Below are 22,338 nucleotides of genomic sequence, written 5' to 3'. Positions count from 1 at the left end.
TCTCGGAAGCCGGTTTTTCTTTCACTGCCGTGAAGGTCAGCCTTTCGGGGGCTCGTCCTTCTTGTCCGGCCCCTTTTCCTGGCTGCCGGGCGCGGCATAGGGATTGAAACCGAAGCCGCTGAAGAGCTGACGGGTCTGCTCCTGCATGCGATTCTGCATATCCAGGAACAGGTTGGTACTCTGCTCCATGTAGTTGGACATCATATTCTGCATGTTCGGACCCTGAAACTTCATCAGGTCGGACCAGATATTGGGGTTGAGCATGGCATTTTCCCCGTAGAGCGCGCGCGTCTGCTCCTGCATCTTCTGCTGCAGCTGCGAGAACACCTGCAGATTGCGCTCGAGGAAGGGCCCCATCATGCCCTGCATGGCCTGGCCATAAAAGCGGATGAACTGCGTGAGCACTTCATAGCTGAACATCGGCATGGTGCCGTTTTCCTCGTCCAGGATGATCTGCAGCAGTACGCTGCGAGTGATGTCCGCCTGCGTCTTGGCATCCACCACCTGGATGTCGACCTGGTCGAGCACCAGCTGCTTCACGTCCCCCAGCGTGATGTACGAGCTGGTGGCGGTGTCGTACAGCCGCCGGTTGGGGTACTTCTTGATGACCCGCTTCTCAACACTCATTCATTACTCCCGGTTTTGTATTGTGGTTGGTGTTGTGCGCGTGCAATTTACCATAAATACAACAATATAGAGCAATCATCCTAGGCGTATGCTGCACCGCCGTGATACATTTTGCCACTTATTGTGCAGTGCGCAAAAAAACCCGGCACCGCACCCCCTACATCGCTCGTAACCAGCAGAGGTTAACTATGGTCAACAACACCGAACAGCTGAACCAGTTTTCGATGGACCTGGTGGAAGGCGCGCTGCGCTTTGCCCAACTGTCGCTCGACAGCACCGAACGCCTGATGCGCTTCCAGTTTGAAGCCTCCAAGCAGATTCTTGAAGAAAACGTGGCCGCCGCCCGCCAGCTGACCCAGCTTGGTCTGACCGCGGAAGCCATGGAAGAAGCCCGCAAATACTCCACTCAGGCCATGGAGCGCTCGCTGGCACAGTCCCGCACCCTGTACGACATCGCATCGCAGGTTCAGGGGGATTTCACCCGCCTGGCCGAAGACCGCGTGGACACCCTGACCAAGTCGCTGACCAACGGTCTGGACCACCTTTCCAAAAATGCTCCGGCCGGCTCCGAGACCGCCGTCAATGTAGCCAAGTCCTCGCTTGCAACCGCCACGGCCGCGATGAGCAGTCTGAGCAAAGTCGCCAAGCAGATGGCTGAATTCACCGACACCAATGTGAAGGCCGCCTCACATGCCACCGTCGAAGCCGTGAAGACGGTAAGCCGTCGCGCACCGCAAGGCCCGACCGCGCAGGCCTGATCGCATACGTCCCGCTTCTGCAACCCGGCGCACTGCTGCGCCGGGTTTTTGCTGTCCGGCCGCCGGCGGGCGTACAATGCCACCATTCCTTTGTCCGTCCTTCCAGGGTTGCGCATGAAAATCAGCAGTAACTTCGATGCCGGCAGCATCGAGATCGTTTCCGCCGAAACGTTCGACGACATCCAGCTGCGGATCCGCCGCGACAATGCCGCCGAATTCGCCCAGTGGTTCTACTTCCGCCTGCAAGGGGCGGCCTATCAGAACTGCACGCTGCGCTTCCTCAACGCCGGTGAATGCGCCTATCCCGCGGGCTGGGAAAACTACCAGGTAGTGGCCTCCTATGACCGGGTAAACTGGTTCCGTGTGTCCAGCACCTACGCCAATGGCGTGATGACGGTCGAACATGTGCCCTTGGCCAATAGTGTCTACTACGCCTATTTCGAACCCTATTCCTACGAGCAGCATCTCAACCTTATCGGCCAAGCCCAGGGATCCGGCTTGTGCGACGTGAGCTGCGTGGGGGAAACGGTAGAAGGCAGAGACCTGGACTTGCTGACCATCGGCCATCAGGTGGAGTCCGACTTGAAGGTATGGGTGATCGCGCGCCAGCATCCTGGCGAGACCATGGCCGAATGGTTCGTCGAAGGCTTCCTGAACCGTCTTCTGGACCCGCAGGATCCCACAGCCCGCGCCCTCCTCGATAAGGCCACCTTTTATGTAGTGCCCAACATGAACCCGGACGGCTCGGTGCGCGGCAACCTGCGCACCAATGCGGCGGGCGCCAATCTCAACCGCGAATGGCTGGAGCCGTCGCTGGAGCGCAGCCCCGAGGTGTTTCATGTACGTCGCAAGATGGAGGAAGTTGGCGTGGACCTCTTCCTGGACATCCATGGCGACGAGGCGATCCCGTATGTGTTCGTAGCTGGCACCGAAGGTGTGCCAAGCTACAACCCGCGCATCGCCGCACTGGAAGAACGCTTCAAGCATTACCTGCATCTGGCGAGCCCGGACTTTCAGGATGAATTCGGCTATGCCAAGGACGCGCCCGGCACGGCCAACCTGTCGATGGCGACGGCCTGGGTGGGCAACCGTTTCGACTGTCTGGCCTACACGCTGGAAATGCCCTTCAAGGACAACGACAACCTGCCGGACGATGACTACGGCTGGAGCGGCCAGCGTAGTCTGCGTCTGGGCGAGGCAGCACTGACGGCGATCTACGCCGTGATCAACCAGCTGCGATAGTCCATACCGCACCTCATCATGAAAAAACCGCCCTCCGGGGCGGTTTTCTCTTGAAAGGTTGGCCCAAGGCCGCTTTGCTTCGGCCAACCTTACCGGCGCTACACGCGCTGACGGCGCATCTCCACTGCAGGCACGCGCATCATCTGGCGGTACTTGGTCACGGTCCGGCGCGCCACTTGCAACCCTTGACGAGCGAGAAGGCGGGCGATTTCCGCATCCGAGAGCGGGTTGGTCGCATCTTCACCATCGATGAGGTCCTTGATCACTCCCCGGATGGCGGTCGCCGAGCAGGCTCCTCCACTGGAAGTGGGCAGCGCACGCGAGAAGAAATACTTCAGTTCGAACACACCGGCCGGCGTGGCCAGATACTTGTTATTGGTAACGCGCGAAACCGTGGATTCGTGCAGCCCCAGCTCCTCGGCAATTTCCTTGAGCCCCAGCGGCTTCATCGCCAGCGCACCATACTCGAGGAAGTTCTTCTGGCGTTTCACGATGGCTTCGGCCACGCGCAGGATAGTGGCAAAGCGCTGCTCTACGTTCCGTACCGTCCAGCGTGCCTCCTGCAGATGAGAGGCGAGGTCGCCATGGTGCGATTCGCGGTGGCTCTGGAACAGCTCTGCATACACCTTGTTGAGGCGCACTTTGGGAATGGCGCTGGGGTTGAGCGTGGCTTGCCACTCGCCCTTTACTTTGCGCACGATCACATCGGGCGTGACGAACTGCACCGCAGTCGAACCGAAGCGCCAGCCCGGGCGCGGGTCCAGGTGCCGGACGCGTTCGCAGGCCGCCTCGACAGCGGCGACGGTGGATCCTAGGGCCTTGGCCATGCGCGAGATATCGCGCTGGGCCAGTTGTTCCAAGTGATGGGCGACGATACGCTCGGCCAAGGCACGCTCCGCCTCGTCGGGGATGTCGCACACCTGCAGCAGCAGGCATTCGCGGATGTCGCGGGCGCCCACGCCGTTGGGTTCCAGCGACTGCACAATGCGGATGGCAGTCTGCATTTCGGTCTCGTCCGGCAGCGGATCGAGTTCCACCATCTCCTGCAAGTCTTCCAGGGTCAGGCGCAGGTAGCCGTCGTCATCCAGGGCCTCGACGATCACCGCCGCCAGCAGGCGGTCGCGCTCGGAAAGCGGCATCACGTTCACCTGACGATGCAGGTGATCGCGCAGCGATACGGTGGATTCTGCCAAGTCCATCATGTCGACATCACTGTCACCGTGGCTGGCCCCAGAGCCGGAGCCCCAGGTTTCGGTGTCCCATTGTGCATCCTCTCGGCTGGAATGGTCGTCTTGGGCCGGGGCGGCCACGGGGAGTTCTTCGGCAGGCGCGACCGAGGCCATTCCTGCCATGCCGTCCAGATCCTGGCCAACCCCTTCCTCGCCGTCATCATCCGGCTCCAGGAAGGGGTTGGTATCCAGTGCCTGCTGGATCTCCTGTGCGAAGTCCAGCGACGAAAGCTGCAGCAGGCGCACGGCCTGTTGCAGGCGAGGGGTAAGGGTTTGCTGCTGGCGGGACTCAAGCCGGATTACCGGTGCATTCATGCATAGCTCCTGCAATATTCCGTCTGCCACCGGGCGGGTCCGTCTGCCGCAGGCCCGTCGGTGCTTGTTGTGTGCGTGACGATGCTCTTTGTCATCGGCTCGTGTTCTTGGTCAGCGCCCTTGCTTCGGATGGAAGGGCGGGCCCGGCCGTGCCGCAGAGGGGCGCTCTGTCGGACGGGCCGGGCACCGGAATAGTAGCAAACAGCGTGCCCGGGTTCGGCTGGGCACGCAAGGGGCACGATCAGGCGCTCCGTCCCATCAGGACAGCGAGGAGGAGGAAGCCGCGCTACCGTTGGCCGAACGGGCCACCACCGCCGCTTCGGCCAAGCTGGCGAGCGTGGCGTCGTCCAGTTCGTTCTCCGTCGATGCCGCCGGCTTGAGCGGACCGATATCGAGCGGGCGCACCACAGTCTGGGCATGGCCCGCCAAACGGCGTGCGGGCAGATCGGTAAGCTGCTGGGCAGTGTGCAGCAGAAGTTGCCGGAAGTCGCTGCCAAGCTCAGCATGCTTAAGGGCATATGCCAGCGTGGCTTCCAGATACCCGAGCTTGCTACCACAATCGTAGCGCTTACCTTGATAGCGATAAGCAAACACCGACTCATGCTGCAGCAAGCGAGCGATGCCATCGGTGAGCTGAATCTCGCCTCCGGCCCCCGCCTCAAGACCATCAAGGCAATCGAAAATTGCCGGGGTGAACACATAACGGCCCACAACGCCGAGCGTGGAGGGCGCGTCTTCGGGCTTGGGCTTTTCCACAACCGTTTTGAGGCGGGCGCCGCGCGCATCAGTGGCATGGATGTCCACGATACCGTAGCGACGGGTGTCCTCACGCTTGACCGGCTGCACCGCCACCAGGCTGGCCGGCACCTTCTCGTAATGGGCTACCAATTGGGCCAGCGCCCCGGGCTGCGCGTCGATCAGGTCGTCAGGCAGCAGCACCGCGAAGGGTTCGTTGCCCACCAGATGCCGCGCACACTGGATGGCATGCCCCAGCCCGCGTGGCGCACTCTGGCGTACGAAGCTGAACTTCACGCCCTCGGGCGTAAGCGCTCGCAACTCCTCCAGAAGCGCATGCTTGCCTTGCTGCTCCAGCTCTGCCTCCAGATCCGGCATGCGGTCCACATGATCTTCGATCGCACGCTTGGTGCGGCTGGTGACAAAGATCATCTCGGTGATTCCCGCAGCGCGGGCTTCCTCAATCGCATATTGGATCAGGGGCCGGTCCACCACCGGCAGCATTTCCTTGGCCACAGCCTTGGTGGCGGGGAGGAAGCGGGTGCCCAGCCCGGCGACGGGGAACACGGCTTTGCGGATTACACCGGTACGGGGGGATGCCTCAGCGAGGGAAGCGGGACGTTTTTTCGAAGTTTCGAAATTCATGGGGAGGTCCCAGTTCGGTTTTCGTTTGCTGGACAGTTCAATGCAGGGGCGTGGCAGCATCGACCATGCGGTCAGCGGTCCACATAGCTCTGGTCGCCCGGCCCCCGGCGGTCGGTATCGACCAGCCCGTTCTCAAGGTCATCATGGGCCTGCTCGATGCGGGCGTCCTCATAGCCCTGCTGGCTGTCGGGCGACTCGTCCCGTTCATGTGGCTGGCGCGGCACCCGCGGACGGCGCGGGTCGACTCCGTTTTCCTGTTCGGTCAGCGGCGTGACCTGATCTGCCGGGGGGGACGGTGGTCTCTTCTGGCTCATGGCAGCTTCCTTGTCTCAAATTCGTGCGTCATGGATCAGCAAACATCGTGCCTGTGTTAAGCGCACTTTAATGCTGCTCGCATCAAAAGCCGTGGATCCTGCCGGCACGTGAATTGCTGACGGCCAAGGGTGCGCAGTTCAAGCCTGCGACCGATTCCCGACCCCGCCGCAAGGAGACTCTTATGGCAACCCGCAGCCAGAGCAGTGCCCGTGAAGAATTGCTGGGCATGCTGATCGAAGACCACAAACGCATGAAGAAAGCCCACCGCGATTTTGAAAAACTGGACCCCGAGTCCGACCGTGAGGCCCGTACCGCCATCGTGGAGCGCACCTGTGCCGAGCTGGAAGTGCACGCCCAGCTGGAAGAAGAACTGCTCTACCCCGCCGCGCGCACCAAGGTGGCGGAAGACAACCTGATCGACGAGGCCGAGGTGGAACACCAAAGCGCCAAGCAGCTGATCGCCCAGATCAAGACCATGAACCCGGACGATCCCAAGTACTCGGCCAGCTTCACCGTGCTGTGCGAATACGTTAAGCATCACGTCCGCGAGGAAGAAGGCGAACTCTTCCCGCAGCTGGGCCGTTCGCGCCTGGACTGGATCGGCATGCTGGAAACCATGGTCAGCCGTCGCCGTGAACTGATGACGGAAATGGGTCTGCTGGACGAAAGCCTGGTGGCCGACGCGATGGAAGACCTGGAAAAGAATGTCAAGACGCCGGCAGCACGCCGCAGCGGCCGTGCAGCGGGGAGCACCGGCAACCCATGACAGGCAGCACGTTTCGAAAGCGCGCCTTCGGCCAACCTGGCGGCATGGTCCGCCGGGCGCCGGGAGGCGTTTTCCGTTCCTTCTGGATGGCCGGCTTCGAAGGGGCCGATCATGTGAATGGCTGGGGCCAGCCCTTGGATATGGCGGCCCTATCCGGTCATGCGGAACAGGTGGAAGAAGATTTTGCACGCTTGGCCAGACTGGGCATCCGCACCGTGCGCGAGAGCCTGGGGTGGAGGCTATGTGCCCGCCCCATTGCCCAAGGAGGCGGCTACGACTTCAGCCGGCTGCTGCGGATCGCCTCGGCCGCCCAGCGACACCGCATCCAGGTGCTGTGGACGCTCATGCACTACGGCATGCCCGAGGATGTGGATCTGTTCAGCGACAGCTTTCTGCCACGCTTCGTGGAATATGCCGCCAAGACCGCGGCGATGATCCGGCCGCTGTCCGACCTGCCGCCGGTCTATACACCGATCAACGAAATCAGCTTCTTTGCCTGGGCGGCGACCGAAACCAACCTGATGCACCCGTATCGTGGCGACGCCCACGCGCCCGATCCGGATCAGCCACCGCGCAGCGGCTATGCGCTGAAGTGCCGGCTGGTCAAGGCCACCCTCGCAGCCATGGAGGCCATCCGCGAGGTGGACCCACGCGCACGCTTCCTGCACATCGAGCCGGTGGTGCACATCACCCACCCTGCAGACCGTCCGGACCTGGCTGCACGTGCTCAGGAAGTCCGTGACTACCAGTGGCAAGCCTGGGACATGCTGGCCGGGCGGCGTGAGCCCCAGCTGGGCGGCCATCCCGCCGCACTCGACCTTCTCGGGGTGAACCACTACCACAGCGGCCAGTGGGAGGTGGACACCAACGAACGCCTGCACTGGCACCTGAACGACCCGCGCCGGCTGCCATTTGGCGACTTGCTAACGGAAGTGTGGGAGCGCTACCGCCGACCGGTGGTGGTCGCCGAGACCGGTCACGTCGGTGAAGGCCGTTCCGCCTGGCTGAACGATATCGCCGCAGAAGTGGCACGCGTGCGCCGGGCCGGCGTGCCGGTGGAAGGGCTATGCCTGTACCCGGCGGTGGACCGACCGGATTGGCAAGACCTCAGTCACTGGCACCACAGCGGCCTGTGGGACGCAGTACTGCCCGCTGAAACCGACAACAAGACGGCGCCGATCCAGCGTCGCCTGCACTGGCCGTTGGCGAAAAGCCTGCGGCGCTGGCAGCAGCGCCTGCCACAACACCTTGCTGTGTCAACCCTCAATACCGGAGAGAAGAACATGAAAAACCTGATCGTATTTTCCCACCTGCGCTGGGACTTCGTTTATCAACGCCCGCAGCACCTGCTGTCGCGCCTGGCACGTCATTACAACGTGATCGTCTTCGAAGAGCCGGTACGCATCGATGGCGAGGCCTTCCTGCAGCATTTCGAGCCGAGCGAGAACATCACCGTCCTGCGCCCGCACACGCCGGTGGAACAATGGGGCTTCAGCGACGCCCAGATGCCGACCCTGCGCCATCTTCTTGACGATTACCTGCAGGAAAACGGGGTCGACGACTATATGGTGTGGTGCTACACCCCGATGGCGCTGCCCTTGCTGGAAGGCCTGGAGCCCGAAGCCATCATCTACGACTGCATGGACGAGCTGGCTGCCTTCAAGGGCGCGCCGCAGGCAATGCTGGACCGTGAGACCGAACTGATGCGGCGTGCCGACCTGGTGCTGACCGGCGGACCGAGCCTGTTCGAATCCAAGCGCGACAAGCATCACAACATCCATTGCTTCCCGAGTGCTGTGGATGCAGGGCATTTCGCACCGCGCAGCGATACCGACCCCAACGTCGAAAAGCTGCAGGGCCATCTTGGCCGTCCACGCATGGGCTTCTATGGTGTGATCGACGAGCGTCTGGACACCGAGCTGGTGGCGCGTCTTGCCGATGCCCATCCCGAATGGCAGATCGTGATGGTGGGTCCGGTGGTGAAGATCGACCCGGCCTCGCTGCCCCAGCGCGACAACATCCATTGGCTGGGACAGCAAGGCTATGAGCGCCTGCCCTACTTCCTGGCCGGCTGGGACGTCGCCCTGCTCCCGTTCGCGCTGAACGAGTCCACCCGATTCATCAGCCCCACCAAGACCCTGGAATATCTGGCTGCGGAAAAGACCGTGGTCAGCACACCGATCCATGATGTGGTGGGTCTGTACTCCGATGTGGTGCGTCTGAGCGACGGCCACGACAGCTTCATTGCCGCCTGCGAGCAGGCCCTGGCGGAAACCGCCCAGGAACGCGCCGACTGGGATGTACGCCGTCAGGCCTGCGTGGCCCGCTTCTCGTGGGATGGCGCTGCAACCGCCATTCATACCCTGATCCAGGAAGCCCTGCAGAAGCGTGCCGAGCAGGACATCGCCCAGATCACGGTACCGGAGATCGTGGTCTCCGCCACCTCCGTGACTGAGACTGCGCCGCAAGAGGAAGACGAACCGGCCTTCGAAGCAGGCTTCGTCCCGCCGCCACAGAAGCCGACCACCGGTTCCGCCTTCGGCGTGCACTGAGCTGCATCCGCACAGCCGGCCCCGACCGAGGCCGGCTTTTTCCTTCCTTCGGCCAACCTCAGGCCGCAGGCCTCTTTCCAGGAGAAACCGATGAACAGCAGCAAGCCGCAAGATGCCGACGTAACCCCTATCCAGGCCGTATCCAAGGTGGCCGAGCTCGAACCCAACCGTGAAGCCCCGGCCGCCATGCTGACCACCAACCAGGGCGTGGGTATCGTCGACAACCAGAATACGCTCAAGGCCGGCACGCGTGGGCCCAGCCTGCTGGAAGACTTCATCTACCGGGAAAAGATCACCCACTTCGACCATGAGCGTATTCCGGAGCGTGTGGTGCACGCTCGCGGCCACGGTGCGCACGGCTACTTCCAAGTGTACGAATCACTGGCCCCGTACACCCGTGCCCACTTCCTGCAGGATCCGGCGGTGCGCACCCCGGTGTTCGTTCGCTTCTCCACCGTGCAGGGCTCGCGCGGCTCGGCCGATACCGTGCGCGACGTGCGCGGCTTTGCCACCAAGTTTTACACCCAGGAAGGCATTTTCGACCTGGTTGCCAACAACATCCCGGTGTTCTTCATCCAGGACGCGATCAAGTTCCCGGACCTGGTCCATGCGCTGAAGCCCGAGCCGCACAACGAAGTGCCGCAAGGTTCCACCGCCCACGACACCTTCTGGGACTACATTTCCGTCACGCCCGAGTCGGCACATATGATCATGTGGGCGATGTCGGACCGCGCCATCCCCCGCAGCAACCGCATGATGGAGGGCTTCGGCGTCCACACCTTCCGCTTGGTGAATGCCGAGGGCGTGAGCACCTTCGTCAAGTTTCACTGGAAGCCCCTGCTGGGTATCCATGGCCTGTCCTGGGATGAAGCCCAGACATTGGCGGGCCGCGATCCGGATTTCCACCGCCGCGACCTCTGGGAAGCGATCGAGACTGGCAACTATCCCGAATGGGAGCTGGGTCTGCAGCTGATCACAGAAGAAGACATGGACAAGCTGGACTTCGACCTCTTGGACTCCACCAAGATCATCCCTGAGGAGATCATCCCGGTAAAACGCGTCGGCAAAATGGTACTCAACCGCAACCCCGACTACTTCTTCGGTGAAACCGAGCAGGTGGCCTTCCACATTGGCCATGTGGTGCCCGGCATCGACTTTACCAATGACCCGCTGCTGCAAGGCCGGCTGTTTTCCTACACCGATACCCAGTTGCTGCGCCTGGGTGGCCCCAATTTCCACCAGATTCCGATCAACCGCCCGATCAACCCGGTATACAACAACCAGCGCGACGGCTTCCACCAGCACCGCATCTACACGGGGCGTGTGGCTTATGAGCCCAACACGCTCGCCGGCGGCCTGCCCAAGGAGGCTCCGCCGGAACGCGGCTTCGTTACCTATCCTGATGCAGAGAGCGGCCCGAAACTGCGCGATCGCAGCCACACCTTCATGGACCACTACACCCAGGCCCGCATGTTCTGGCTGAGCATGACCCAGCCCGAGCAGGACCACATCGTCGAGGCGTTCAGCTTTGAACTGGGCCGGGTGGAAACCGTAACGGTACGCGCACGCATCGTCACCATGCTGCAGCAGGTCGACGCCACACTGGCACAGCGTGTGGCCGATAACCTGGGGCTGGCACTGGAAGGTCAGCCCGGCCCGACCGCCTCCACCGAAGTGATGCCGTCCCCCGCGCTAAGCATGATCGGGACTGGCAACGGCACCATCCGCACCCGCAAGGTCGCCATCCTGGCAGCAGACGGAGTGGACGTGGATGGGCTCAAAGCGATGAAGGAAGGGCTGGAAGCGGCCGGTGCTCTCACCAAGATCATCTCGGTCAGACTGGGCGGCCTGGTCGGCGCACAGGGGGGGCCGGGGCTGCCGATCGACGCTACCCCGAAGACCATGCCCTCGGTCATGTTCGACGCGGTGTTCGTGCCCTGCGGTCCCGACAGTCTGGAAGTTCTCAAGGCCAACGGAGACATGCTCCATTTCGTGATGGAAGCCTACAAGCACTGCAAGCCGATTGCAGCGGCCGGCTACGGGGTGGACCTGCTGCGCATGACCGGCATCGTTCAGGACGGTGTCCCCCCCCAGGACGGCGTGCTGCTGGCTGAAAAGGGCGGCGCCGACAAGGCTCTCGCCCAGCAATTTGTTCAAGCGATCGGTATGCACCGCTTCTGGATGCGTGCAGACAAAATGCAGATTCCGGCGTAAAACGCCTGATTAGTATGCAAGCCCGGCTACGGCCGGGCTTTTTCTTTGCAATGCTGGGCCTGCTTTGGGCACGCCCCTTGCTATTCACACAGGGCGGATTTGCCGCAGAGATATTCCGATCAATTGCCGGAGGACATTCCGATGAAAAAGCTTCTCGTTGCCGCCAGCCTTGCCGCTGCCACCATGACTGCCGTGACCGGCTGCGCTGTCACCAGCGGCCAGAGCTCGATGGGCCAGTATGTGGATGACGCCACCATCACTACCCGCGTGAAGACCCGCATGGCCGAGGACAAGACCGTCAGCGCCATGCGCGTGAACGTGGAAACCCTGAACGGTGTGGTGCAGCTGTCGGGCTTTGCGGCCAATGAAGCCGAAAAAAGACGCGCAGCCGAGATCGCTCGCAGCGTGCCGGACGTGAAGGACGTGCGCAACAACATCATTATCCGCACCCCGACCAACTAAACGGTCCTTGATGCAGACAGGGCGCTTTCCCGAGGGAAAGCGCCCCTTCTTTTTTGGTGCTGGCAAGCGTCCCGTTCTTTAAGCCGCGTCCGCCGCCTGCCCCACTGCCTCGATCGTGACCGGCTTGCCCGCGGCCGCTTCGGCCACCAGCCACTCGATGGAGCGCTCCACGTCCTCGCCGCGCACCGGTTTTGTCAGATGCAGCGCAAACCCTGCCTTGCGGCTGTCCTCGATATCCGCGGCCTTGCCATAACCGGACAGTGCCACAGCCACCAGCTCAGGCTGGATGCTGCGCAGGCGGGCCACCAGCACCAGTCCGCTCTCGTCAGGCAGGCCCAAGTCACTGACCAGTACGTCATAAGGTTGCTGCTGCGCCAGCGCCAGCCCTTCGGATGCTGTGGCCGCTACGTCCACCTGCCAGCCCCGTAACCGCAGTACCAGCGCCAGCATCTCTGCGCTGTCGGCATGGTCTTCCACCATGAGGATGCGCAGGGCATCCACCATCGGACCGTGGCTGGGTCCGTCGTGGCGACCAGCGCTGTGGTGCAGCGGCGCGGCTTCCAGGGGTAGAGTCAGGGTGAAGGTGGCGCCCTTGCCGGTACCGTCGCTGTGAACGGTCAGCGTGCCATCGTGCAGTTCGGTGAGCGCGCGCGAGATGGCCAGCCCCAGCCCCAGGCCCCCGTACTGCCGCGCAATGCCGCTGCCGCCCTGCTCGAATGCGTCGAACACACGTGGCAGCACATGCGGGTCGATGCCCAGCCCGGTATCGCGCACCTCCACCACGATGCAGCCATCGCGGTTGAAGGTGTCCACCATGATGCGACCGTGCTCGGGGGTGAACTTGATACTGTTCTTCAGCAGATTCCAAAGCACCTGTTGCAAGCGGGCCGCATCTCCCATCACCCCCGCCTCCCCTGCCTCCAGCCCCAGCACCAGCGTCTGGTGCTTGGCGGTCAGTTCGGGAGCGCAAATTTCGGCGGCATGGCGGATGATGTCGTGCATGTTGGCCGCAACACGCCGCACGTCCAGCGAACCGCGCGTCAGATGGGTGAGATCCAGAAGATCGTCGATCAGCTTGATCTCCAGGCCGACGTTGCGGCGGATCATGGCCACCTTGTCGGCCAGCGGACGCGGCAGGTCTGGATATTTTTCCATCAGCTGCGACGCCAGCAGCACTGGCGTGAGCGGCGTGCGCAGTTCGTGGCTGAGCACCGCCAGGAAGTGGTCCTTGGCGGTGTTGGCTTCCTCGGCCTGGCGCTTGGCGTGCAGTAGTTCCTCCTCAGCGCGCTTGCGGGCGGTGATGTCGCCGATCATCATCCCGACTCCGATGGGCACCTCGCTGCCGGCGGTGAAAACCGGGTAATAGCTGCCCTGGAGCGTACGTACGGCGTCGCCCGGCCGGATGGGCGGTGCAGCCACCTCGAGCCCGGTCTGTGGCTGACCCGTCTCCAGCGCAGCGCGGAACACTGGCTCCAGCTGCGGCCACAGATGTGGAGTGACGTCCGCCACGGTCTTGCCGATGATCTCGTCAGGGTCACGCCCGGTCAGCCCGGCAGCCACCAGGTTGCAGCGGACATAGCGGAAGTCGCGATCCACGAAGGCCACGCCTTCGGGCGCGTTTTCCAGGAGCGTATCCAGCAGGGCCAGGTTTTCGGCCAAAAAGTCCTGCAGTCGCCGGGTGTCGGTGATGTCCTGCACGATGCCGAAGAAACACTGCCGGCGCGGCGCATACTGGCCCACGGCCGAGATCCAGCGCAGCTCACCATTGTCCAGGCGTACACGGTACTCGTAGCGCACCTCGCTGCGGCTGGCAAACGCCTGTGCGGCCCGCCCCTCCAGCCGGGGCAGATCGTCCGGATGGATGCGCTCTCGGATATCCAGGGGTGAGGCCAGCAGTGCATGGGCGGCAAAACCGTGCATCAGCTTGGCGTGCACGTCCGCAAAGAAGGATTCGGTATCAGGGTTGTAGGTCCAGGTACCCAGTTGCGCACCATCCAGCGTGGCCAGCAGGCGGTATTCGTTGTCCTGCAGGGCTTCGGCCAGACGCTTCTGCTCGTCGATATCGGTGAAACTACCAAACCAGCGCGCAATGCGTCCGTGGGCATCGTATACCGGCAGTGCATGTGCCAGGTGCCAGCGGTAGCTGCCATCATGGTGACGCAGGCGACACGGCTGCTCGTAGGCGGCATCTGCCTGCACCGCACGGCACCAGGCGGCTCGCACTTCGGTAAGGTCCTCCGGGTGAACCGCGCTCAACCAGCCCGAGCCATAGGAGGCACAAGGCTCCAGCCCGGTGTATTCGAACCAGCGCCGGTTGAAGTCATCGGCCTGACCGGCCGCATCGGTTGCCCACAGCAGCTGTGGCACGCTCTCGGCGAACCCGCGGTAGCGCGACTCGCTCTGCCACAGCGTTTCATCCAGCTTGCGCCGCTCGGTGATGTCCTGGGTGATGCCCACCACGCGCAGCACTTGCCCGTCGAGATGGCGCACGATCAGCGCATGGGTGGCGATCCAGCGCACCTGCCCGTCCGGTCGGCGGATGCGGAATTCGTCCCGATAGGCCGAGGCACAGCTGCCGAGCTTCTCCATGAACGTGTCGCGCGCCGAGCGCCGGTCGGCCGGATGCACAAGGCGCATGAAGGCGCGCGAGGCACGATGGTAGCCGGGCAGGTCCAGCCCGAACACGGCGCGGCAATGGCTTTCCCAGACGATCTTGTCCGAGGCCAGGTCCCACTCCCAGGCCCCCATGAAGCCGGCGGCCAGCGCCAGCTGCAGGCGCTGCTCGCCGGCGCGGGAGGATTGCTCCAGTTCGCCGATCCGCGCCTCCCCGGCCAGCTTCTCGGTGATGTCCTCGGCCGTGCCGACCAGCTCGCGGCAGGTGCCTTCAGGCAGCCGCGAGAACACGCCCTCGTGGGCGTGAAACCAGCGGTAGCGTCCGTCGGCATGACGCAGCCGGTACAACGTCTCCAGGGTTTCACCATCGCGTAGCCCCGCCACACGCTTACGCTGGGTAGCCAGCACTGAAGCGTCATCCGGGTGAACCAGTTCACGCAGCACGTCCTCATGACCTTCGGCCCAGCCGGCCGGGTAGCCCAAGAGCTCTGCAAGGCGGTCGTTGAGGTAGCTGATGCGCTGGGCGCTCAAGTCGTAGAGATAGAACACCTGTGGCAGCCGCTGGGCGATCTGGGCAAGGGTGTCGACGCCGGGGGGGGTGCCCAAGGCGGGATCAACCGGCTGGAAGAGATACACCGTGACCGACAGGCCGGCATGGGTAGCAGGAGCCGAGTCGGCACTCAGCCAGATTTCGGCGCCATCCGGACGCAGGAAGCACAGGGGCCGCCCCGTCGGCAGCGTGCCGGCCGACACGGCAGCGTCATCCGGATACAGTAGCGTGGAAAGAGGTTGGCCGAAGAGATGGGGCAACGGTCGGGCCAGTTGCTGGCAGAAAGCCGGACTGGCCTCCATCACCCGTCCATCGTCCGATACAGTGACGCTCAGCACACCCGGGCGGGCGGCAAGCAGGCGCCCCAGTACTTCGGCCGGGGCAGCCGGCCTGGGGCCAGGAGATGGAATAGGCGCATCGGCCGACGGCGCGGCGGCCCTGCCCTTTTTAAACCATCTCCACAAACTCAGCATTGCATCTCCCGCCAGGCTCTTATCAATAACCATCATACCGTCGCAAGCGAACGGCATCAGCTTTGTTCGGTTCGTAGGACAGGAGTTCCGGCACAGAAAAGAGGTGCGGCAGGACGACAGGGCTGTACTTTTTACCGAGCAGACCCGGTTGTTGGCTCCGCGCCGGTCGGGCGGCGCGGATCGGTAGTTTCCAGGGCACGCCCGAAGGCAGCCCCCAGCAGCAGGATCTGGGAGGAATAATACACCCACATCAGCAACACCACGAAGGAGCCGGCCGCGCCGTAGCTGGAGGCGACGCTGGCCCGTCCAAGGTAGAGCCCGATCAGATGCTTGCCGACCGCGAACAGTAGGGCACTGATGAAGGCACCGGCCACCACCACGCGCCAGTTGGGGCGGGTATCCGGCAGCCAGCGCAACAGCACCGCGAAGGCCACGCCGATCAGCAGGGTGGAACTGACCAGGTCCACCACCGTGATCACGCCTTCCAAGGCTGGATAGCGACTGGAAAAGAAGGCGGAAACCGCTGCCAGCGCAGCACTGACGATCAGCGAGACAATACTGAGGAAGCCGAAGCCCAAGACCAGTGCGAAGGCGGTGAGGCGCGCCTTGACGAAGGCGGTCAGCCCGCTGGGCGCAGGGCCGCTATGCAGAATGGCGTTGAGTGCTCGTCGCAGCTCAACGAATACCCCGCTCGCACCGACCAGCAGCGTGCCCACCCCGATGAGGGCCGCCAGAAGGCCATCGTCCTCGCGCCAGGCCGAAGCGATGATCGCTTCCACCCCCTTGGCGGCCTGTGTGCCAACAAGCGAAGCGATCTGCCCCACGATCTGGCCGCGGGCGGCCTCGGGACCGAACACCATGCCGGCCAAGGCGATCGCCACCACTAGCAGCGGCGCGAGCGCGAAGATGGAGTAGAAGGCGATGGTGGCGCCCATCTGCGGGCCTCCGTCATCCACCCAGCCGATCAGGGTGTGCCAGACGAGTTCGGCCGGTCGGCGCAAACGAGGGGGCAGACGGTGCCAGTAGGCAATCAGGGTATCGGTAAGTTTCATGCCGCTCGGCCGGCATAAAGCATGCCCGGCAGGGCAGGCACGCCGCATGCTAGGAACCGCCTATCGACCCTGTTGTGTTTGGACACCGCCATGCATCACGCCCCTGCCAACTTCTACGGACTTCTGGTCCAGCTGCCCGGTTTCATCCCCGACGATGAGCGTGCGCTGCGCGCGCGCCAGCCCTTCTCGGGCTTGGCCACCACTGTGCCTGTGACGAGCCGCAGCGGCGGGGAAGCGCAATGCATCCGCCAGGTTCAGGGTCTGATGAACGATGCACAGGATGCCGAGGAAAAAGGCAACCTATTGCGAGCACGCCGGTTGGCCGAAGCGGCCGAGCTGGCCTTGCTTTCCGCACGTTCCGACCATGCAGCGGTGGACCACAAGCTGACGCTGGCCGCTCTACGCGAACGGCTGCGCCTGATGCGCGCCCAGCTCGACCGCGGCGTGTCCCCCTTGGCGGGAGAAACCGATCATGAAATCTGCTGACTTCCTTGTCCTGCGTATCGTAACCTTGGCCGCCGGAAGTGTGCTGGCCGTTGCAGCCACCCTGGCCGGCGAAGAGATGGCCCCCGCCGGCGCCCGTGGCGAACACCACTTTGCCGCCAGCACCCTCACCTCGCCTTCACCTGCGCCCTTTCTCCTGCACCCGGTCGGTCAGGGGGCTGGCACCGCGCGGCCACATGAAGGCAGCCGGCCGTTGGGGCTGGTGCGCCCTGCCAAGCCTCTGCTGATGAAAGCCTGATGTGCCGCGAGAGTCGCGCCCTACGGTAGATGCGCCAGTCGCGGAGCTAGCCTTTGTCGGCAAGGGGCTCCTGGCCTTGGCTGTCCTTTTTACCCTGCAGGCGGCCAGCGCCGTTCTATTGCCGGTTGCAATGGCGGTGATGCTCACCTTCGTGCTGGCCGGACCCGTACGACGCCTACGCCAATGGGGCATTCCGGAAGTGTTTGGCGCTGCGCTGGTGCTGGTCACCCTGCTGGGAGGTATCGGCCTACTGGTGTCCGTTCTGGCACGCCCGGCGGTGGAGTGGTCCGCGCGCGCGCCCACCGACCTCAAGCAACTGATGGAATCGGTGGACCGGCTGCGTTCCACCATCCCGCTTCTGGCACCGCCTCCCGCACCAGCGGCACCGGTCAGCCGCGTGGGTCCGGTACCGCCGGTAGACCCGATCAAGGAAAAGCTCACCACCGAGAGCGTCAATTTTACCCGTGCTATCGTGGCCCAGCTCGGCTCCTTCGTGATCCAGGCGGCAGCCACGCTGATCCTGCTGTATTTCCTGCTGATTTCAGAACGCTGGATGATCACGCGTACGGTGGAGACCATCCCGCGGCCTAGGGCGCGTGGGATGCTGCTGGCCAGCATCCGCGACGCCCAGCGCGAGATCGGCCAGTTTCTGGCCACGATGACCATGATCAATGTCGGGCTGGGGGTGTTCACCGCGCTGGTGCTGGCCCTGGTAGACATGCCCAATCCTCCCCTGTGGGGCACGATCGCGGCCGTGCTCAATTACATCCCTTATCTTGGCCCCCTGCTGACGATGCTGATGCTGCTGATGGCGGGCATCCTCACTTTCAACACTTTCGGCGCCATGGTGGCGCCGGCCTTCGCCTTCGTGCTCGTCAACCTGGTGGAAAGCAATCTGGTCACACCCTTCGTGGTGGGGCGGCGGCTGCAGCTTAGCCAGGTGGCGGTATTCCTGTCCGTGCTGTTCTGGGGCTGGTTGTGGGGGATCGTCGGCGCGCTCTTGGCGGTCCCCATCGTGCTCGGACTGCGCACCTTCTGCAAACGCCGCAAGCGCTACCGTCTACTATGTGCCTTCCTCAACGGCGACGATGAGGAGCAGCCCACGCTGCGCACCCTGCTGCGCGAGCGCACCCGGCGCAATACCTGGCTGACACGTCGCACCGCGCCCAGCAACCGGCAGTGAGCCCGCCAGCAGCCTTCGGCCAACCTTTCTAGCGTTCTTCTCCCTGACCGCTGCAGCAAAAAGGGACAGCCTGAGCCGTCCCTCTTCTTTCCTGATCCCGGGATCAGAACTTGTAGCGCATGCCCACCGAATACATCCGTACATCCTCGCGACCATCAACGAACTTGAAGCGATGGTTTTCCCATTCGGCCACGGCCTGCAGGTTCGGGGTGACGTCATAGCCCAAACCCGCACCGTAGGAAAGCCCGAATCCGTCTTCCTTGCCGCTGGGGTAACCGGCCGCCGCATTGGTCTTGGTGAAGCCATAAGTGGTGCCCACCTTGGCAAAGGCGTTGAAGCGTTCGGTCAGCGGTGCGTTCCCCACCAGGCTCAGGTTCACGCCTTGGGCACGGCTGCGCCCGCCGTTGCGCTCGGCATTGCCCATGTTGACGTAACCGAGTTCAAGTCCGATGCGGTCGTTGATCAGCCCGCCGGTGTATACCTTGCCACCGAAGCGGCTGGTATCGCAGTCCTGGCCACTGGCACACGCGAGGTCGAAGTCGGTGCCCCCGAGGTTGATGCCCGCGTACCCGCGGGTGGTGTAGGGAATCCACGATGCGCCCGAGGCTGCGCGGGCCGCGCCGGGGTTGGCAGTATCGGGATAGTTAGAGGGGGCAGAAGAGGTGTCCGCCAAGGCGGGCAACGCCAGAACACTACACAGGATCGCAGGCAGAAACAGTTTCTTGTCGTTCATTGCTTGGTACTCCTTATCTTGCAACAGGGAAACGGGCTGTGGCAGCAGCCCAATTACCTTTCGGCAAACACCGTGCCCCGCCGCCCCACCCATGCCGGACGGCCGCAGCCGCAGCACCTTCGACCCGATCGACATGCCCCCTTTCCAAGCCGTCCCGGGTGCGCAGAGGCAGGCACAGAGCTTGCCATATATAGGCGTGTTCCAACGGATCTAGAGAGGCAACGCATGGCATCAACCGGGCACGAGTCTTCGGCCAGCCGGCTGCAGGTCGCGGTCCGACGCTGGCTGCGTTCCCGAAAGGCTGACATGGGGGCTTCAGAACATCTTGGCGCGCGCGATGGCGCGCGTCTTTTCTACTTCAACGAAGACCGCTCGGCACCCTCGGGCGGTCCGCTGTTCCGCAAGCACGCCGAAGTACTGACCACCGCGCTGGGGGCCACGCTCTCGGAGGGGAATGCAGTGCGCGTGCTGGTGAACGGCCCGCCCACTTACGAAGCGATGTTCCGCGCCATCGAAGGCGCACGCGACCACATCAACATCGAGAGCTACATCATCGACGGCGAAGGCCCGGGCAAGGCCCTGGCGGACCTGCTGCTGGCCAAGCGCCGCGAGGGCGTGCGCATCAACGTGCTCTTCGACAGCTTCGGTTCGCTGAGCACCGACCGGGTGTACTTCGACATGCTGCGCGATGCGGGCATCGCCGTATGGGAGTTCAACCCCCTGCGCCCGCTGCGCAACCTGCTCAACCGTGCCTTCCACCTGCGTGACCACCGCAAGCTACTGATCGTGGATGGGCGCATCGCCTTCATCGGCGGTGTAAACATCAGCAGCGTCTACTCGCCCGGTCTCTCCAAACCCGACGAAAAGGAAGAAGCCACGCAGTGGCGCGACACCCATCTGGAGATACGTGGCCCGGTGGTCAAAACACTGCAGCGCCTGTTTCTGGACCATTGGCGCAGCCAGAGCGGCCGCCCTGCCCAGCGCGCGCTGTACTTTCCCACCCTTCAGCCTTGCGGCGGTCAGCGCATCGGGGTGGCGGCCTGTGACGCCGGACGTCGGCGCAACCCCTTCTACCGCTCGCTGGTTTCCGCCATCGACGCGGCCGAGGAGCGCATTCTCGTCACCGTTGCCTACTTTGTTCCCCCGCGGCGCATCGTCCGTGCCTTGGTACGTGCAGCGCGACGGGGTGTGGAGGTGCGGCTGATGCTACCGGGCTTCAGTGACGTGTGGGCCTCGCTGCACGCCGGCCGCTCGCTCTATGGCCGGCTGCTGCATGCGGGCGTGAAGATTTATGAACTGCACGATGCTTTTCTGCATGCCAAGACGACGGTGATCGACGGAGTCTGGACCACTGTCGGCTCCAGCAATATGGACTGGCGCAGCTACCTGCACAACGCAGAGGCCAACGTGATCGTGCTGGACACCGGCCTGGCCCGCGAGATGGAAGACCTCTTCTGGCAGGACGTAGAAATTGCACAGCCCGTCACGCTTGAGGCGTGGCGCGGCCGGGGCACTCTTCAGCGGCTGGCGGAGTGGCTGGCCCGAAAATTCCAGTTTTTCTTATGAGAAACAGGCCTTTCCATGGCCATTTACCGGTTTTGGATGCAGATGCGGGCACAAAAGCTGCTGTAGCTGAGTTACCAATCACACCCGAGACCGGAACCATGGAATCCAATCTTTCCCAGCCCCAGACGGCCCACGTCACTCAGCCACCCCGCCTCGGGGTGCTCGGCACCATCGCGATGATCCTGATGATTGTCGGCGGCCTGAACTGGGCTCTGGTGGGCCTCTTCGAGTTTGACCTGGTGGCCGCACTGTTCGGTGTGCTCTCGCCGCTGAGCCGCATCGTCTATGTGCTGGTAGGCCTTGCAGCGGTGTATGGCCTGGCCCTCCTGGCCCGGCTGTCCAGCGCCCGATAGAACCCGTAACGGCCGCGCGCCGCCCCCGGGTAAAGGTCCGGCATCCTGCCGCCTTCCCGCATACCTTAAGCAAGTAAGGAGAAGAAAGATGGACATGATGACCAATGAGCAAGTTGTCGAAACCCTGAACGACCTGATTGAGACCAGCAAGGATGGCGAGTACGGTTTCGAGAGCTGCGCCGAGTATGTGGACTCCCAAGAACTGCGCAACCTCTTTACCGCCCGTGCACAGGAGTGCCGCCAGGCTGCGGAAGAACTGAAGACCCTGGTGGTGCAGTATGGCGGCACCCCGGACAAGGGCGGTACCGCTTCGGGCGCCCTGCACCGCGGCTGGGTATCGGTACGAGGCACCCTGTCGGGCAACGATGACAAGGCCATGCTTGACGAGTGCGAACGCGGCGAGGATACCGCTCTGTCGCGTTACCGCGACGCCATGGACAAGGCCCTGCCGGAGCCGGTGAAGACCGTGATCGCGCGCCAGCTGATGGGCGTGCAACGCAACCACGACCAGATCAAGGCCCTGCGCAACCGCTTTAACGCAGCCAGCTGATCCTGCCCTTCACCATTCACCCGATTGAGGAGTTCCGCATGAAAGCACAATGGAAAGTGGCCCTGATCGCTCTGGCCGTCACCGGCCTGGCCGCCTGCAAGAACAATCCCTACGACCCGTCGGTCTCGGCGGCTGCTTCGGCTGCGCGCACCAGTGACAAGGGCGTGGATGATCGCAGCCCGCTGACCGTCATCACCGACGAAACCTTCCTTCTGGAAGCCGCCAAGTCCGGCATGTTCGAGGTGGAAGCCGGCCGTCTGGCCCTGCAGAAGACGACCAACCCGAACGTGCGTGGCTTTGCCAACACCCTGGTCACCCATCACAGCCAGGCCAATGCTGAAGTGAAGATGCTGGCCCAGCGCCGCAACCTGGCCCTGCCCACCGCCATCCCGGAAGACAAGCTGCGCCAGCTGGAAACGCTGCGCGGTCTCAGTGGCGACCGCTTCGACCGTGCCTTCCTTGAGACTGTGGGCGTGGGCACCCATCGTGGCGACCTGCAGCTCTTCAACCGCGAGCTGAAGTACGGCCGTGATCTGGACGTGAAGGCCTTTGCTGACAAGACCATCAAGCTGATCCAGATGCACCACGATCTGGCGCAAGGCCTGCTGAGCGGCAAATCGCTGTCGGACTTCTCGCCGCACCAGTAACCGTGCCTTCAGCACC

At 63.4% G+C, this 22,338-nt stretch carries 19 protein-coding genes and 1 pseudogene; 13 read left to right on the top strand and 7 right to left on the bottom strand.

The genetic code is table 11. The features are described 5' to 3' along the window. Window positions 1-36 precede the first annotated feature (36 nt). Window positions 37-627 carry a polyhydroxyalkanoate synthesis repressor PhaR gene (gene phaR, locus EV669_RS01940; RefSeq protein WP_132097743.1) on the bottom strand — a complete coding sequence of 197 codons (591 nt, stop codon included), beginning with the start codon at window positions 625-627 and terminating at the stop codon, window positions 37-39. Window positions 628-815: 188 nt separating this feature from the next. Between phaR and EV669_RS01935 the strand changes: the two genes are divergently transcribed. Both EV669_RS01935 and EV669_RS01930 read left to right on the top strand, forming a co-directional pair. Then, a complete protein-coding gene (locus EV669_RS01935) occupies window positions 816-1,385 on the top strand; it encodes a phasin family protein (RefSeq protein ID WP_054285066.1) in 570 nt (189 codons plus the stop codon). A 114-nt stretch (window positions 1,386-1,499) separates the two neighbouring features. Next, entirely contained in the window at window positions 1,500-2,627 is a 1,128-nt protein-coding gene (locus EV669_RS01930) for a M14 family metallopeptidase (RefSeq protein ID WP_054285067.1), read from the top strand. Between the two features lie 98 nt (window positions 2,628-2,725). Here EV669_RS01930 and EV669_RS01925 read toward each other — a convergent pair whose 3' ends face one another. The 3 genes and pseudogenes from EV669_RS01925 to EV669_RS01915 all read right to left on the bottom strand — a co-directional run bounded on the left by EV669_RS01925 (window position 2,726) and on the right by EV669_RS01915 (window position 5,865). Continuing rightward, on the bottom strand, window positions 2,726-4,171 hold the full coding sequence (locus EV669_RS01925; RefSeq protein ID WP_054285068.1) for an RNA polymerase factor sigma-54: 1,446 nt from the start codon (window positions 4,169-4,171) through the stop codon (window positions 2,726-2,728). A gap of 471 nt (window positions 4,172-4,642) precedes the next feature. Beyond that, window positions 4,643-5,485 (bottom strand): annotated as a pseudogene (galU, locus tag EV669_RS01920) (UTP--glucose-1-phosphate uridylyltransferase GalU); the annotation flags it as partial. A gap of 137 nt (window positions 5,486-5,622) precedes the next feature. Then, window positions 5,623-5,865, bottom strand: coding sequence for a hypothetical protein (locus tag EV669_RS01915; RefSeq protein WP_054285069.1), 243 nt, complete (start codon window positions 5,863-5,865; stop codon window positions 5,623-5,625). 182 nt (window positions 5,866-6,047) lie between these two features. On the opposite strand from EV669_RS01915, the gene EV669_RS01910 reads away from it, so the two are divergent. The 4 genes from EV669_RS01910 to EV669_RS01895 all read left to right on the top strand — a co-directional run bounded on the left by EV669_RS01910 (window position 6,048) and on the right by EV669_RS01895 (window position 11,860). Then, entirely contained in the window at window positions 6,048-6,632 is a 585-nt protein-coding gene (locus tag EV669_RS01910) for a hemerythrin domain-containing protein (protein ID WP_132097741.1), read from the top strand. Further along, window positions 6,629-9,184 (top strand): glycosyltransferase, encoded by a 2,556-nt coding sequence (locus EV669_RS01905; protein ID WP_132097740.1) that lies wholly within the window; start codon window positions 6,629-6,631, stop codon window positions 9,182-9,184. Before EV669_RS01910 ends, EV669_RS01905 begins: the two co-directional genes overlap by 4 nt. Window positions 9,185-9,274: 90 nt before the next feature. Continuing rightward, window positions 9,275-11,398 (top strand): catalase, encoded by a 2,124-nt coding sequence (locus tag EV669_RS01900; protein WP_132097739.1) that lies wholly within the window; start codon window positions 9,275-9,277, stop codon window positions 11,396-11,398. A gap of 141 nt (window positions 11,399-11,539) precedes the next feature. Beyond that, window positions 11,540-11,860, top strand: a complete 321-nt coding sequence (locus tag EV669_RS01895; protein WP_132097738.1) for a BON domain-containing protein — start codon at window positions 11,540-11,542, stop codon at window positions 11,858-11,860. A 78-nt stretch (window positions 11,861-11,938) separates the two neighbouring features. Here EV669_RS01895 and EV669_RS01890 read toward each other — a convergent pair whose 3' ends face one another. Then, window positions 11,939-15,361 (bottom strand): PAS domain-containing protein, encoded by a 3,423-nt coding sequence (locus EV669_RS01890; protein ID WP_165922680.1) that lies wholly within the window; start codon window positions 15,359-15,361, stop codon window positions 11,939-11,941. A gap of 266 nt (window positions 15,362-15,627) precedes the next feature. Then, a complete protein-coding gene (locus EV669_RS01885) occupies window positions 15,628-16,548 on the bottom strand; it encodes a YihY/virulence factor BrkB family protein (RefSeq protein WP_054285074.1) in 921 nt (306 codons plus the stop codon). Window positions 16,549-16,638: 90 nt separating this feature from the next. Here EV669_RS01885 and EV669_RS01880 point away from each other — a divergent pair, with 90 nt between their 5' ends. From EV669_RS01880 to EV669_RS01870, 3 genes are all read left to right on the top strand, one after another. Then, on the top strand, window positions 16,639-17,034 hold the full coding sequence (locus EV669_RS01880; RefSeq protein ID WP_132097736.1) for a hypothetical protein: 396 nt from the start codon (window positions 16,639-16,641) through the stop codon (window positions 17,032-17,034). Further along, window positions 17,021-17,290, top strand: a complete 270-nt coding sequence (locus tag EV669_RS01875; RefSeq protein WP_132097735.1) for a hypothetical protein — start codon at window positions 17,021-17,023, stop codon at window positions 17,288-17,290. The genes EV669_RS01880 and EV669_RS01875 overlap by 14 nt, the downstream gene beginning before the upstream one ends. Before the next feature lie 76 nt (window positions 17,291-17,366). Beyond that, window positions 17,367-18,473: an AI-2E family transporter gene (locus tag EV669_RS01870; RefSeq protein ID WP_161803906.1), complete on the top strand. Its 1,107-nt coding sequence runs from the start codon at window positions 17,367-17,369 to the stop codon at window positions 18,471-18,473. Between the two features lie 103 nt (window positions 18,474-18,576). On the opposite strand, the gene EV669_RS01865 is transcribed toward EV669_RS01870, so the two are convergent. Then, window positions 18,577-19,206, bottom strand: a complete 630-nt coding sequence (locus EV669_RS01865; protein WP_132097734.1) for an outer membrane beta-barrel protein — start codon at window positions 19,204-19,206, stop codon at window positions 18,577-18,579. A 306-nt stretch (window positions 19,207-19,512) separates the two neighbouring features. Here EV669_RS01865 and EV669_RS01860 point away from each other — a divergent pair, with 306 nt between their 5' ends. From EV669_RS01860 to EV669_RS01845, 4 genes are all read left to right on the top strand, one after another. After that, complete coding sequence (locus tag EV669_RS01860) at window positions 19,513-20,772, top strand: phospholipase D-like domain-containing protein (RefSeq protein ID WP_165922679.1); 1,260 nt, start codon at window positions 19,513-19,515, stop codon at window positions 20,770-20,772. 98 nt (window positions 20,773-20,870) lie between these two features. After that, window positions 20,871-21,125, top strand: a complete 255-nt coding sequence (locus tag EV669_RS01855; RefSeq protein WP_054285080.1) for a DUF378 domain-containing protein — start codon at window positions 20,871-20,873, stop codon at window positions 21,123-21,125. Between the two features lie 88 nt (window positions 21,126-21,213). Beyond that, window positions 21,214-21,675 carry a ferritin-like domain-containing protein gene (locus tag EV669_RS01850; RefSeq protein ID WP_200906431.1) on the top strand — a complete coding sequence of 154 codons (462 nt, stop codon included), beginning with the start codon at window positions 21,214-21,216 and terminating at the stop codon, window positions 21,673-21,675. Between the two features lie 38 nt (window positions 21,676-21,713). Continuing rightward, window positions 21,714-22,322 (top strand): DUF4142 domain-containing protein, encoded by a 609-nt coding sequence (locus EV669_RS01845; protein ID WP_132097732.1) that lies wholly within the window; start codon window positions 21,714-21,716, stop codon window positions 22,320-22,322. Window positions 22,323-22,338 lie beyond the last annotated feature (16 nt).

This window comes from Gulbenkiania mobilis, assembly GCA_004346645.1.
GTDB classification, from domain to species: Bacteria; Pseudomonadota; Gammaproteobacteria; order Burkholderiales; family Chromobacteriaceae; genus Gulbenkiania; species Gulbenkiania mobilis.
This window is presented reverse-complemented; position numbering and strand designations above follow the sequence as displayed.